Here is a 13,527-nt window from a genome sequence, read left to right as displayed (position 1 = left end):
GGCAGGACGATATGAAAGACGGGCTTTACACGGCGCCTCAGCGCGACATGCAGTTTGCGCTTTACGAGGTCCTCGATGTCGAAACGGAACTGGGCCGGCGCGCCGGCGGCGCGCCCATGGACCGCGAGACCCTGGACCAGATCCTGGAAGGCGCGGACCGCCTGTGCCACGGCGTGCTGGCGCCGCTGAACGCCAGCGGCGACCGCGAGGGCTGCCGCCTGGAAGGCCACGAGGTGCGCACGCCGGCGGGCTTCGGCCAGGCCTACCGGGCCTACACCGAGGGCGGCTGGTCGGGCCTGTGCGCCAGCGAGGAGCACGGCGGCCAGGCGCTGCCCACCGTGGCCTCGGCCATCGTGGGCGAGATGCTGGGCGGATCGAATATCTCGTTCGCGCTCTACCCGCGGCTGTCCGAAGGCGCCTATCGCTGCATCCGCGCCAACGCCACCCCCGAACTCCAGGCCGTGTACGGCCCCAAGCTGGCCAGCGGCGAGTGGACGGGCACGATGTGCCTGACCGAGGCGCAGGCGGGCACCGATCTGGGCCTGTTGCGCACCAAGGCCGTCCCCGACGGCGACGGCGCCTACCGTATCAGCGGCGGCAAGATCTTCATTTCCTCGGGCGAGCACGACCTGGCGCCCAACATCGTGCACATGGTGCTGGCGCGCCTGCCGGACGCGCCGGCCGGCACGCGCGGCATCTCGCTGTTCCTGGTGCCCAAGTTCCTGCCCGACGCCGACGGCCGGCCGGGCGAGCGCAACGGCGTCTACTGCGATGCCATCGAGCACAAGCTGGGGCTGCACGCCAACGCAACCTGCGTGCTGCGCTTCGAGCAGGCCCGGGGCTACCTAGTGGGCGAGGCCAACAAGGGCCTGACCGCGATGTTCGTCATGATGAATTCCGCGCGGCTGGGCACGGGCGCGCAGGCCCTGGGGCTGACCGAGACCGCCTTGCAGAAATCGCTGGCCTACGCCGCCGAGCGCCTGCAATCGCGCGCGCCGGGGCAGGAGCGGGCGGTCACGCGGGCCGATCCCATCCTGCTGCAGCCGGACGTGCGGCGTATGTTGCTCACGCAGCAGGCCTGGGCGCAGGGCGCGCGCATGTTCCTGTACTGGCTGGCCTTGCAGATCGACGCCGAGCAGCATGCGGCGGACCCGGCCGAGCGCGACCGCGCGGGCGGGCTGCTGAGCCTGCTGACGCCGGTGGCCAAGGCCTTCGTGTCCGACAATGCCGTCGAGTCGGTGAACCTGGCGATGCAGGTTCATGGCGGCAGCGGCTACATCGTCGAGTCCGGCATCGAGCAGACGCTGCGCGACGTGCGCATCCTGCCTATCTACGAGGGCACCAACGGGGTGCAGGCGCACGATCTGCTGGCCCGCAAGGTGTTGGCGGACGAAGGCGGCAGGCTGGGGCAACTGCTGGCGCTGGCGCGGGCGCAGGCCGATGCGGTCGAAGCGTCCGGGGCCGGCGCGGAGTTCGGCGCGCCCCTGCGCGAGCTGGCCGGCCGCATCGAGGAGGCGGTGCCGCGCCTGGCGGCGCTGGCCGCCGGCGACCCGGCGCAGGTCGGCGCGTCGTCCACCGATTTCCTGCGCATCGTCGGCCACCTGGTCTACGGCTACTTCTGGAGCCGCGCCGCCCAGGCCGCCTGGACCCGGCTGCCCGAGGGCGATCCCCTGCGCGCCGAAAAGCTGGCCACGGCGCGCTTTTACTTCGAACATCTGTTTCCCGAAACCGAGATGCGCCTGCGGCGGCTGTTCGTGCCGGCCGAGCGCTACACCAATCCGTGCGCGCTCGCCGTGTGAGGCCGGCGCGCACCGCGTAAGAAGAAGATATGGAGACACCTCAATACTGGGTTCGCGCCGACCTGTCCACGGCCGAACGCATCCGCGCCTTCGAAGCGACGCCGCTTGCGGCGCGCGGCCTGCCCGACAGCACCTACGCGTTCCTGGCGCGCAGCTGCCGCCAGGCGCCGCAGGCCACGGCGATCCGCTATCTGCGCGATCCGTCCTGCCGCGACGCGCCGGAGGACGTCAGTTTCGGCCGCCTGCTGGAGCGCATCCATCAGACGGCCAACCTGGTGCGCGGCGAAGGCCTGGGCGCGGACGACGTGGTCAGCCTGCTGCTGCCCAATACGCCCCAGGCGCAATACGCGCTGTGGGGCGGCCAGGCGGCGGCCGTGGTCAATCCGATCAACTGGATGCTGGAAGCCGAGGCCATCGCGGCCATCGTGCGCGCCGCCGGCGCCCGCATGCTCATGGCCTATGGCGGGGATCCGGAGATCGAGATCTGGGACAAGGTCCTGCGCGTGGCCGAGCTCTGTCCGCAACTCCAGACCATCGTGAGGCTGGGGGGCGACCGAGGAGGTGCGGCGCCGGCCGGCGCGCGCTTCCTGGATTACGACGCCGTCATCGACGGCTATCGCGGCGACGCGCTGGACTTCGAACGCGATTTCCGGCCCGGCGACCTGGCCTCGCTGTTCCCCACCGGGGGCACGACGGGCGCGCCGAAGCTGGTGCGGCACAGCCACTGGAACGAGGTGGTCAGCGCCTGGCTGAGCGCGGCCGTGGCCGGCATCGTCGAAGGCGAAAGCCGCCTGTCGGCGACGCCGCTCTACCACGTGGTGGGCGCCTTCGCCGGCTCGCTGGCCACGCTGGCGCGCGGCGGCACCCTGGTGCTGGCGACCTCGGTGGGCTGGAAGCACCCGCAGCTGCTGCCGCAGATCTGGAAGGTCGTGGAGGCCTGCCGGGTGAACTACCTGACCATCGTGCCCACGATCATGAACCAGCTGGTGCAGATGCCGATCGGCGGCCATGACATTTCCTGCGTCAAGGGCGTGCTGTCCGGTTCCGCGCCGCTGTCGGAGAACGTTGCGCGCCGCTTCCTGGCGATGACCGGCCTGGCGGTGCGCGAAGGCTATGGGCTGACCGAGACCACGTCGGTCTGCATGATGAACCCCAAGGGCGGCGAGGTGAAGACCGGTTCGGTCGGCCTGCTGTTCCCCTACCACCGCGCCCGCGTGGTGGCGCTGGACCGCCGCGCCGGCGCGCGCGATTGCGCGCCCGGGGAGTCCGGCGTGCTGGCCCTGTCCGGCCCCACGGTGTTCAGCAGCTACGCGGCTGGCGGGCAGGAGGGCTTCCTGGAGCCGGGATGGCTGGATACGGGCGACCTCGCCCGGATCGACGAGGACGGCTACCTCTGGATCACCGGACGGACGAAGGACCTGATCATCCGCAGCGGGCACAACATCGATCCCAAGGCGGTGGAGGAAGCCTTCTACCGCCATCCCCAAGTGCTGGAAGCCGCCGTGGTGGCGCGCCCCGACAGCTATGCGGGCGAAGTGCCCGTGGCCTACGTGCAGCTGGTGGCCGGGGCCGACATCGACGCGGCCCGGCTGCTGGACGAGGTGCGGCCCGCCATCTCGGAACGCGCGGCCGTGCCCAAGGACTGCTACCTCATGGCCGGCCTGCCCAAGTCGCCGGTCGGCAAGATCCTCAAGAACCGCCTGCGCGAAGACGCCACGCTGCGCGGTTTCGACAAGGCCTTGCGCGCCGCCGGCATCGAATCGGGCTACACGCTGACGCTGGAGCCCGGCGAGCCCGTGCGCATCCGCCTGGACGGCGCGCAGCCCGATGCGCAGCGCGTGCGCGATGCGCTGGCCAGCTTCACCACCGCCTATCTGATCGTAACGGCCGACCCGGCCTCTGTGTAGGAGATCGTCATGTCTTATGAACTCATCCGCGTCGAGCGCCTCGGCCCGGTCTGCCGCATCTACCTGAATCGTCCGGAGGTGCGCAACGCCCAGGACCGCAGCCTGCTGCGCGAACTGGACGGCGCCCTGCGCGAGGCCGAGGCCGACGACGCGGTCCGGGTGGTGATCATCGGCGCCGTGGGCGACCATTTCTCGGCCGGCCACGACCTGAAGTCGGCGCGGGTGGAGCGCCCCAATCCCACCGTGGAGCAACGGTGGAACTACGAAGAGGAACACTTCCTCGAATACTGCCTGCGCCTGCACGACCTGAAGAAGCCGACCATCGCGCAGGTGCAGGGCGCCTGCATCGCCGGCGGCTACATGGTCGCCAATATGTGCGACCTCATCGTCTGCGCCGACAACGCCTTCTTCTCGGATCCGGTGGCCCACTCGATGGGCACGGCCAGCCTGGAAGTGCTGATCCATCCCTGGGTGATGGGCATGCGCAAGGCCAAGGAACTGATCTTCACGGGCGCGCGCCTGCCGGCGGCCGAAGCCCTGCAGATCGGCATGATCAACCGCGTGGTTCCCGTCGCGGAACTGGAGCAGGCCACGCTGGACCTGGCCAACACCATCGCCGCCGCGCCGCCTTACGGTTTGCGCTTCACCAAACGGTCCTTGAACCGGACCTGGGACGCGCAGGGATTCCGGGCGGCCATCCACGCCCATTTCGACCTGCACCAGCTTTCCCACGTGACGGAGGAGTTCCAGGAGCATCTGAAGCGCGGGCTGGATTCGACCATCAAGCGGGCCAAGGGCCTGTCCTGAACCCTTCGCGAGCACAAGGAGACAGACATGGAAGAGAGCAAGAAGGCCGGTGAAGTGCGCATGGAGCGCGATGGTGCCATCTGCGTCATCAAGGTCGACAACGTGGCGAAGAAGAACGCGTTCTCGCCCGAGATGATGGAGCAGCTCGCCCAGCACCTGACGCGCTTCGAAGAGGACGACAGCCTGTGGGTGGCGGTGCTGTGCGCCGAAGGCGAGCACACCACGGCGGGCCTGGACATGCCGAAGTTCTTCGGCCCGACCGCCACCGCCCGGCCGCGGCCGGACGCCTGGGTGGACCCGTTCGGCTTGAAGCGGCGCGCCACCAAGCCGGTGATCGCCGTGGTGCAGGGAATCACGTACACCATCGGCATCGAGATCATGCTGGCCTGCGACATCGTGGTGGCCGCCGACACGGCGCGTTTCGGCCAGCTGGAATCGCGCCGGGGCATCGCGCCGCTGGGCGGCGCGCACTTCCGCTACTTGACCCGCACGGGCTGGGGCAATGCCATGTACCACCTGTTCCTGTGCGAGGAATTCGGCGCGCAGCGCGCGTTGGAACTGGGCTTCGTGCAGGAAGTCGTGCCCTACGGCCAGCAGCTGGACCGGGCGCTGGACCTGGCCCGCCGCATCTGCCGCAACGCGCCGCTGGGCATCCGCGCCACCAAGGAAGCCGCGCTGAAATACCTGGAAGGCGGCGAGCAGGCCGCGATCGCCTGCATTCCGCAGATCCGGGAGAAAGTCTTCGCCTCCGAAGACTTCAAGGAAGGCATCCAGTCCTTCATCGAGCGGCGCGAAGCCCGCTTCCAGGGCCGCTAACGTGAACAGGCCCTAGGGGACGTCGGCGCCGTCCGGGCTCGGGCGGCCGGGGGCCGGGATCCTGACCGTGAGCAGGGTGCCGCCGCCGGCGGCCGGCTCCACCGACAGGGTGCCGCCCATGCGGCGGGCCCGTTCGCGCATCCCCAGCAATCCATAGGCGCCGGGGCGCTGGGCGTTGTCCGCCATGCCCTGGCCGTTGTCGCGCACCGACAGCAGCACCTCATCGCCGTCGCGTCCCAGCCGCACCCAGACCTCGCTGGCCTGCGCGTGCTTGGCCACGTTGGTCAGGCTTTCCTGGAAGATGCGGTACAGGTGGCCCATGGCGTCCATGTCCAGGCCCAGCTCGCCCGCTTCCGGTTCATGGCGGCAGGCCACGCCGTAGCGCGCCTCGAACTGCCGCAGATGATTGGCGATGGCCGCGGGCAAGCCCAGGTGCGGCAAGGCGCTGGGATGCAGGTCCTCGGAGATCTGCCGGACCGTGGCGATGGTGTCCTGCACCAGCCCCAGGCATTCGGCCACCTGCCGTTCCAGGTGGGCGCGGGGATCGCGGTGGGCGTCTCCGGGCAGCGTCTTGCCGATGTTGCGGGCCAGGCGGGAGATGTCGAACTTCAAGGCGGACAGCATGCCGCCCACGGCGTCGTGCAACTCCATGGCGATGCGCTGCCGCTCGGCTTCGCGCACCGATTCGATGTGGCTGACCAGCTCCGCCAGCGCCGCCTTCGACTGCTGCAATTCCTCCTGCCGCTGCAGGCGCAGCGTGGCGTCGATGCCGACGCCGATCACCGCGGGCTGGCCGCGGAAATCGATCAGCCGGCCATGGATCTCGATGGCCCGCGCCTGCCCGTCGGGCAATTGCAGATGCACGGTGAAGGTGGAGTCCTTGTCGCTTCCGGCCAGGCGCCGCTCGTATTGCCGCATCAGCGAGTCGCGCTGCTGCGGCGGCGCCACCCTGGCCAGCGGGCGGCCGATCAGTTTCTCGCGGGGCACGCCGCAAAGCCGCGCGAACGCCTCGTTCACGTAGATCAGGTGGTCGTGCTGCAGCAGGTAGATGCCGGCCACGGACTGTTCGATCAAACCTTCGAACAGCAGGCGGTAGTTGGGGTCTTCGCGGCTCAGCGGCCAGCGGAATTCTTGCATGAGAGGCGCGGCGTAGGAAAACGATGACAGGACAATCGGCTAATTCCGACAGATCGATGGGCAAGCCTCTATTTACACTGTCCACACACTAAAGGACCCCAAGGTTGCGTGTCAATCCGAGGGGCACGGAGCAGGGCACTTGGAGACAGACTGTGCATAGACGTTCTTTCATGAAAATTGGCGGCGCCGCGTCGGTGGCCGCGCTGGGCCTGCCGTTCGGCGTGCGCGCGGTGGGGGGCTTTCCCGAAAAGCCCATCCGCGTGATGGTCGGCTTCTCGGCGGGCGGCGTGACGGACATCGTGGTGCGCGCCCTGGCCGAGAGCGCCTCGTCGGTGTTCGGCCAGCCCATCATCGTCGAGAACAAGCTGGGCGCGGGCGGCGTCATGCCGGCCTACCAGCTGCAGAACGCCACGCCCGACGGCTACACCATCGGCCTGATCGCGCACAGCGTTTTCCGCCTGCCCTACATCTCCAACATCAAGTGGGACCCGGCCGCCGACCTGGACTACATCATCCGTCTCACCGGCTTCACCTGGGGCCTGGTGGTGGCGGCCGATTCGCCCATCAAGACCTTCGAGGACTACGTCGCCTATGCCCGCAAGAACCCGGGCAAGATGACCTACGGCACCGTGGGCAGCCTGACCACGCAGCACCTCACGATGGAGCAGATTTCCGCCAGCCTGGGGCTGCAGCTCACCAACGTGCCGTACAAGGGCGTGGCGGAAGCGCTGCCGGCGCTCATGGGCGGGCACATCATGTCGGTGGCCGACGCGTCGTCCTGGGTGCCCTATGTGACGTCCGGGAAAATGCGGCTGCTGGTGGTCTGGACCGAAAAGCGCGTGCCGCGCTTCCCGGACGTGCCGACCCTGCGCGACGTGGGCATCGACATGGTGCAGACCTCGCCCTGGGGCCTCGCCGCGCCCAAGGGCACGCCGCCCGAGGCCATCCGCCGCCTGCACGACGGCTTCAAGGAGGCCATGGCGCAAAAGCCCTTCCAGGACGCGCTCGCGAACTATGATATGGAACAGCAGTACATGGATGGAACCGCGTACCGGCAGTTCGCGCGCGAATCCATCGACAAGGAAAACCGCATTCTCGCGTCCCTCAACGTTCCCCGCGGCGGGCAATAGCGCCGCCGCCAGCTCCCATGATTCGTGTCCTGATAGTCGATGACCACACCATTTTCCGGGACGGCCTGAAACGGCTGCTCGCGGAGGAAGACGATATCAGCGTCACGGGCGAGACCGCCGATGCGTCCGAGGCCCTGAGCCTGCTGCGCGCCAACAGCTACGACGTCGTCTTGCTGGACGTCAACCTGAGGGGGCGCAGCGGCCTGGACGTGCTGCCGTCCATCCGCGCGGAATGGCCGCGGCTGCCCATCATCGTGCTCAGCATGTATCCCGCCGAGCAATACGCCCTGCGCGCCTTCGAAGTGGGCGCCAGCGGCTACGTGGCCAAGGACATGGACTCCAAGGTCCTGGTGCTGTCCATCCGCCAGGCCGCGGCCGGCGGACGCTACTTCCCGGCCGAGCTCTCCGGCGACGCGGTCTCCGCCATCGCGCGCGGGGAAGTGCTGCACGACAAGCTCTCCCCGCGCGAATACCAGATCATGATGCTGATCGTGCAGGGCATGCGCCTCACCGACATCGCCACCCAGCTCATCGTCAGCGTCAAGACCATCAGCACCTATCGCCAGCGCATCCTGCAGAAGCTCAAGGCGGGCAGCAACGCCGAACTGGTGCAGTACGTCATCCGGCACGGCCTGATCGACTGACCGAAAACGGGCGCGCCGTCGCGCTCGGCTCCGACACCGCATTCCTTGTTCTCCGGGCAGGCACGCCAGGCGGGGAGCGCCGTCGTTTTTCCTCGAAATAGGGAGGTGTTTCGGTCACAACGCTGACAGGAATATTAAAAACATATGAGAATCATTTGCATTAAAATACCCACCGATTTGAAACTTTGTCTAGGGGAAAGCCACAAATGCAAGACCATCGGAAGGCACGTCGCCAACTTTTCGCGCTTCGGCGCACTCCCTGCCTGGTGCTGATGGCGCTGGCCTGCGGCGGAGCCGCCGCCCAGGAAGCGGGTGTCGCCACGCTGCCCACCGTCCAGGTGCTGGGAGACACGGATAGCACGACCACGGAAGGAACCGGCTCCTACACGCCGCGCGCCACCGCCGCCAGCACCGGCATGCCGCTGACGCTGCGCGAGACGCCGCAGTCCGTCACGGTGGTCACGCGCCAGCGCATGGAGGACGAGAACATGCTTTCGCTCGTGGACGTGATGGCCAGCACGCCCGGGATCTCGGTGCAGAACTACGACAGCGAGCGCTACTCCTTCAACTCGCGCGGTTTCAGCGTCAGCAATTACATGTATGACGGCGTCCCCACGAGTTTCGACACCGGCTACGCCGCGGGCGAATCGGCGCTGGATCCCATCATCTACGACCGCGTCGAAGTCGTGCGGGGCGCCACCGGCCTGATGTCCGGCACCGGCAACCCCTCGGCTTCCATCAACCTGGTGCGCAAGCATGCCATCAGCCGCGAGTTCACCGCCGACATGAGCGTCAGCGCCGGCAATTGGGACACCTATCGCGGGACGCTGGACCTGTCCACGCCGCTCACCGCCAACGGCAACGTGCGCGGCCGGATCGTGTCGGCCTACCAGGACAACCATTCCTACCTGGACGGCTACCAGAACCGCAAGAAAATCTTCTACGGGATAGTGGACGCCGACATCACGTCGCGCACCACGTTGAGCGTGGGCTTCAATTACCAGGACAACGATCCGACGCGCAGCAGCTGGGGCGGCTTCCCGCTGTGGTACGCGGACGGCGGCCGCACCGACTGGTCCCGTTCGCTGAACACCGGCGCCGATTGGTCGTCGTGGGCCAGCACGACGCAGGGCGCGTTCGCCAGCCTGGAGCACCGCTTCGACAACGGCTGGACCGTGCATGCGGTGGGCTCGCATTCCAAGAACGAGATGGACGCGAAGCTGCTGTACCTGTACGGCTGGCCCGACCGCAATACCGGCCTGGGCATGAATGCTTCGCCTTCGTGGTACCTGGGCGATCGCAAGCAGAACAGCGTGGACGTGAAGGCCTCAGGGCCGTTCACGCTGTTCGGCCGCCGCCACGAAGCCGTGGTGGGCGCGAGCTTCAACCGCCAGTACGCCGACTTCGACTACCGCTCGGCCATTTCCCCGGCGTCGGTGGGCAACTTCCTGGAGTGGAACGGGGCCTACCCCGAGCCCGAATGGAACGACACGTCCGTTACCGCCACCCGCTACACCACCAAGCAGACCGGCTGGTACGGCGCGCTGCGTCTGAACCTCGCGGATCCGCTCAAGCTCATCGTGGGCGGGCGCTACAGCACCTGGGAGACGGATTCCGTCGGTTTCGGCGGCGGCGACCGCCAGGCCTTCGACAAGAACAAATTCATTCCGTACGCCGGCCTGCTGTACGACATCAGCGACAACTACACCGTCTACGTCAGCTACACCGGGATCTTCAACCCGCAGAGCTACCAGGACCGCAACGGCAATTGGCTCGACCCGCTGGAAGGAAAGTCGTACGAAGCCGGCATCAAGGGAGAATTCCTGGAGGGCAGGCTGAACGCCAGCGCGGCCGTATTCCAGGTCGAGCAGGACAACGTGGCCCAGGTGGACCCCGGTTATATGGTGCCCGGCACCATCAACCAGGCCTACACCGCGGCGCAGGGCACCCGCAGCCGCGGCTTCGACCTGGAGGTTTCGGGTGAAGTGATGCCGGGCTGGAACCTGGCCGCCGGCTGGTCGCACTGGACCGCGAGCGATGGCGACGGCAACGCCATCCAGACCGACCAGCCGCGCAGCCTGGTGCGCCTGTTCACCACCTACCAACTGCCGGGCGACTGGAATCGCCTGACCGTGGGCGGCGGCGTGAACTGGCAAAGCCACGTGTACACCATCGCCAGCGGCCCCAACGGCGACGAGCGCGTCGGACAGGGCAGCTATGCCATCACCAACCTGATGGCCCGCTACCGCTTCAACCGCAACCTGAGCGCGCAGCTCAACGTCAACAACCTGTTCGACCGCAAGTACTACAGCCAGATCGGGTTCTACAGCCAGGGCGCCTGGGGGGCGGGCCGCAGCGCGATGCTGACGATGCGCTATCAGTACTGACGGGGCGGGCGGCAGGAACGGCGCGCGGCGAGGCCGCCGCGCCTACCGCCCCTGTTCCTGCTCCAGCGTCGCCTTCATCCGCAGCATGCTGTCCTGGCTGACCATGATGACGCCGGTGGCCGGCTGGTCGATGTCCAGGATGAAGGTCAGGACCAGGGAGATCAGCGTGGCGAACAAGCCCGTCGAAATGAGCCGCCTGCGCTTTTGCAGGCCCGTTCCATAGGCGATGAACGCCATCGCGCCCGAGGTGACGATGAACAGCAGGTAGAACACGGGCTCCGGCACGTGGTTCTCGAGCGCGACGCGGCGCTTCTCGTTGACCTGCGCCATCTCGTTGATGGCCTGGATGAACATGACGCTGGAGATCGACGGCGGGGATTCCAGGACGCTTGCCGTCGTGGAGCGGATCTGGCGTTCGATGCGCCGCGAGGTGGCGCCGGCGGCGGACAGCCGTGCGCTGTCGTTGTCGGCGTCGTGGAAGTCCAGCGCCGTTGTCGCGTACTCCAGCAGCAGGGCGGCGATCGGATCGCGGGCGGCGGGAGGAAGCAGTTGAGACCGCCAGTAGGCGTTGCCGATGGCGTTGGCTTCTTCCAGCACCAGGTTCTTGCGCGCCTCGAAACGCGTGACCGACATCGCGAAGGTGAACCCCAGCAGCAGTGCCAGGAGCCCGAGCAGGGCGGACTGCAGCGCGCCGATGTGGCTCTTGGCGGTTTCGTCGGATGCCCTGCGCAGCTTGCGCCCGAGGCGGAAGCTGAGTTCGATGATCGCCAGGAAGACGACGACGCAGATGAAAAAAATGTAAGTCTCGTCGATTTCCCGCAGCACGTTGGTTTCCCGGAGTCGATCGGGTGTCAAGCGTATGCCGATTCGAGCAGGGCGGGCAAGGGCGGCTTTACCCGGGGTCTGCAAGGCGCGAGACAGGAATCTTGGAGTAAGGTGTTGCCTCCCTTGTAAGCGATTCCGCACGGAGCAGAACTTGAAATACCGCAAACTCGGCCGCACCGACCTGGATGTCAGCCTGATCGGGCTGGGCACCATGACCTGGGGCGAGCAGAATACCGAAGCCCAGGCGCACCAGCAGCTGGATTACGCCCTCGAGCGCGGCGTCAACCTGGTCGATGCCGCCGAGATGTACCCGGTGCCGCCCAAGCCCGAAACCCAGGGCCTGACCGAGACCTATATCGGCACCTGGCTGGCGCGCAGCAAGCGGCGCCACGACATCGTGCTGGCCAGCAAGGTGGCCGGCCCGGTGCGCGACGCCAAGCGGCCCGGCCACATCCGTGACGGCAAGACCTTCCTGGACCGCAAGAACCTGACCGCCGCCCTGGACGCCAGCCTGAAGCGCCTGCAGACCGACTACCTGGACCTTTACCAGCTGCATTGGCCGGACCGCAGCACCGCCACCTTCGGCAAGCTGTCCTATCCCTGGGTGAAGGACGAATACACCGTGCCGATCGAAGAAACGCTGGAAGTCCTGCAGGACTTCGTGCGCGCGGGCAAGGTGCGTCACGTCGGCGTGTCGAACGAAACGCCCTGGGGCGTCGGGCAGTTCCTGCGCCACGCCGAGACCAAGGGCCTGCCGCGCATCGCCTCGATCCAGAACGCATACAGCCTGCTGAACCGGGTCTTCGAAATCGGCCTGTCGGAATTCACCCACCAAGAAGACGTGGGCTTGCTGGCGTACTCCCCGCTGGCGATGGGCATGCTTTGCGGCAAGTACCTGGACGGCGCGCGTCCCGCCGGCGCCCGCCTGACGCTGTACACGCGTTTTACCCGCTACAGCAATCCGCAGGCCGAGGCCGCCACGCACGAGTACGTCGAACTGGCGCGCGAGCACGGCCTGTCGCCGACCCACCTGGCCCTCGCCTGGGTAAACCAGCGTCCCTTCGTGACCAGCAATCTGATCGGCGCCACCACGCTGGAACAGCTCAAGGAAAACATCGACAGCGTGGACGTCACGCTGCCGGCCGAGGTGCTGGAGGCGGTCGACCGGATCCACGCCCGCCAGCCGAATCCGGCGCCCTGAGGGGCGGCGAGAGGCCAAGTCCAGTGTCTGACACCCGTGGCGAGGAGAGCCCAAGTGCCAGTGTCTGACACCCGTGGCGGGGAGAGCCCAAGTGCCAGTGTCTGACACCCATACGAGACGATGCGCCGGGCTGAAACAGACCTTCCCGGGTGTCTGACACCAGCAAAAGAGCACCGCGCTTCGGTGTCAGACACCCGGCGGGCACCGGCGCAAATCCCGGATCGTCCCGTACGGGTGTCAGACACCGAGACGGTCACACTCTTTTTCATCGCCGCTGTCGATTCGGCGCCGTGGCGTTCGTCGTCTTCCAGGAGCGAGAATGTTCCGACAACCACTTGGGAGATCGACATGCGATTCATGGTGCTAGTCAAGGCGACGGCGGACAGCGAAGCGGGCCTCATGCCCACCGAACAGCTGCTGGCCGATATGGGCCGGTTCAACGAGGAACTGGTGAAGGCGGGAGTCATGCTGGGAGGCGAGGGCCTGCACCCCAGTTCGAAAGGCGTGCGCGTGCGTTTTTCGGGCACGGGAAGGCAGGTGATCGACGGGCCGTTCGCGGAAACCAAGGAATTGGTGGCCGGCTTCTGGATCTGGGAGTGCGCGTCCCTGGAGGAGGCGATCTCCTGGGTCAAGCGCTGCCCCAACCCCATGCCGGGCGACTCCGAAATAGAGATCCGGCAGTTCTACGAGGCCGCGGACTTCGGCGAAGCCTTTACCCCGGAGCTGCGCGAACAGGAGGAACGGCTGCGCGAGCAGCTGGAGAATAAGCGGTCGCAGTGACACGGCGGACCACGGGCCCGGGCGGGGCAGGGAATTTTCGCGATTGATAATATAATTGCGAATCAGTCCTATTTATTAGAATATTCTTTCCCTC

General features: G+C 67.2%; 11 protein-coding genes. 9 read left to right on the top strand and 2 right to left on the bottom strand.

All coding sequences use genetic code 11. The features are described 5' to 3' along the window. Positions 1-11: 11 nt before the first annotated feature. The 4 genes from AGI3411_RS10725 to AGI3411_RS10710 are packed head-to-tail and all read left to right on the top strand — an operon-like array spanning position 12 to position 5,329. Positions 12-1,799: an acyl-CoA dehydrogenase family protein gene (locus AGI3411_RS10725; protein WP_129527354.1), complete on the top strand. Its 1,788-nt coding sequence runs from the start codon at positions 12-14 to the stop codon at positions 1,797-1,799. A gap of 29 nt (positions 1,800-1,828) precedes the next feature. Continuing rightward, a complete protein-coding gene (locus AGI3411_RS10720; RefSeq protein ID WP_129527353.1) occupies positions 1,829-3,706 on the top strand; it encodes an acyl-CoA synthetase in 1,878 nt (625 codons plus the stop codon). 9 nt (positions 3,707-3,715) lie between these two features. Beyond that, the gene (locus tag AGI3411_RS10715; RefSeq protein ID WP_129527352.1) at positions 3,716-4,513 is read left to right on the top strand and encodes an enoyl-CoA hydratase; all 798 of its coding nucleotides are present in this window, start codon (positions 3,716-3,718) and stop codon (positions 4,511-4,513) included. A gap of 27 nt (positions 4,514-4,540) precedes the next feature. Next, a complete protein-coding gene (locus AGI3411_RS10710) occupies positions 4,541-5,329 on the top strand; it encodes a crotonase/enoyl-CoA hydratase family protein (RefSeq protein ID WP_129527351.1) in 789 nt (262 codons plus the stop codon). Between the two features lie 12 nt (positions 5,330-5,341). On the opposite strand, the gene AGI3411_RS10705 is transcribed toward AGI3411_RS10710, so the two are convergent. Then, positions 5,342-6,466: a PAS domain-containing sensor histidine kinase gene (locus AGI3411_RS10705; RefSeq protein ID WP_129527350.1), complete on the bottom strand. Its 1,125-nt coding sequence runs from the start codon at positions 6,464-6,466 to the stop codon at positions 5,342-5,344. Positions 6,467-6,618: 152 nt separating this feature from the next. On the opposite strand from AGI3411_RS10705, the gene AGI3411_RS10700 reads away from it, so the two are divergent. The 3 genes from AGI3411_RS10700 to fhuE all read left to right on the top strand — a co-directional run bounded on the left by AGI3411_RS10700 (position 6,619) and on the right by fhuE (position 10,627). Further along, positions 6,619-7,596, top strand: coding sequence for a Bug family tripartite tricarboxylate transporter substrate binding protein (locus AGI3411_RS10700; protein WP_129527349.1), 978 nt, complete (start codon positions 6,619-6,621; stop codon positions 7,594-7,596). A gap of 17 nt (positions 7,597-7,613) precedes the next feature. After that, positions 7,614-8,240 carry a response regulator gene (locus AGI3411_RS10695; protein WP_062682641.1) on the top strand — a complete coding sequence of 209 codons (627 nt, stop codon included), beginning with the start codon at positions 7,614-7,616 and terminating at the stop codon, positions 8,238-8,240. Between the two features lie 206 nt (positions 8,241-8,446). Then, positions 8,447-10,627 (top strand): ferric-rhodotorulic acid/ferric-coprogen receptor FhuE, encoded by a 2,181-nt coding sequence (gene fhuE, locus AGI3411_RS10690; protein WP_129527348.1) that lies wholly within the window; start codon positions 8,447-8,449, stop codon positions 10,625-10,627. Between the two features lie 42 nt (positions 10,628-10,669). On the opposite strand, the gene AGI3411_RS10685 is transcribed toward fhuE, so the two are convergent. Continuing rightward, on the bottom strand, positions 10,670-11,482 hold the full coding sequence (locus AGI3411_RS10685; protein ID WP_244240314.1) for a bestrophin-like domain: 813 nt from the start codon (positions 11,480-11,482) through the stop codon (positions 10,670-10,672). A gap of 121 nt (positions 11,483-11,603) precedes the next feature. On the opposite strand from AGI3411_RS10685, the gene AGI3411_RS10680 reads away from it, so the two are divergent. Continuing rightward, a complete protein-coding gene (locus tag AGI3411_RS10680; RefSeq protein ID WP_129527347.1) occupies positions 11,604-12,653 on the top strand; it encodes an NADP(H)-dependent aldo-keto reductase in 1,050 nt (349 codons plus the stop codon). A 348-nt stretch (positions 12,654-13,001) separates the two neighbouring features. Then, on the top strand, positions 13,002-13,433 hold the full coding sequence (locus AGI3411_RS10675; RefSeq protein ID WP_129527346.1) for a YciI family protein: 432 nt from the start codon (positions 13,002-13,004) through the stop codon (positions 13,431-13,433). Positions 13,434-13,527: the final 94 nt, after the last annotated feature.

Source organism: Achromobacter agilis (genome assembly GCF_900496965.1).
GTDB lineage: Bacteria > Pseudomonadota > Gammaproteobacteria > Burkholderiales > Burkholderiaceae_B > Achromobacter > Achromobacter agilis.
This window is presented reverse-complemented; position numbering and strand designations above follow the sequence as displayed.

Coding starts and splice junctions, on each gene's coding strand:
- AGI3411_RS10705 (WP_129527350.1), bottom strand. CDS start 6,466: ATGCAAGAATTCCGCTGGCCGCTGAGCCGCGAAGACCCCAACTACCGC.
- AGI3411_RS10725 (WP_129527354.1), top strand. CDS start 12: ATGAAAGACGGGCTTTACACGGCGCCTCAGCGCGACATGCAGTTTGCG.
- AGI3411_RS10720 (WP_129527353.1), top strand. CDS start 1,829: ATGGAGACACCTCAATACTGGGTTCGCGCCGACCTGTCCACGGCCGAA.
- AGI3411_RS10710 (WP_129527351.1), top strand. CDS start 4,541: ATGGAAGAGAGCAAGAAGGCCGGTGAAGTGCGCATGGAGCGCGATGGT.
- AGI3411_RS10715 (WP_129527352.1), top strand. CDS start 3,716: ATGTCTTATGAACTCATCCGCGTCGAGCGCCTCGGCCCGGTCTGCCGC.
- AGI3411_RS10695 (WP_062682641.1), top strand. CDS start 7,614: ATGATTCGTGTCCTGATAGTCGATGACCACACCATTTTCCGGGACGGC.
- AGI3411_RS10675 (WP_129527346.1), top strand. CDS start 13,002: ATGCGATTCATGGTGCTAGTCAAGGCGACGGCGGACAGCGAAGCGGGC.
- fhuE (WP_129527348.1), top strand. CDS start 8,447: ATGCAAGACCATCGGAAGGCACGTCGCCAACTTTTCGCGCTTCGGCGC.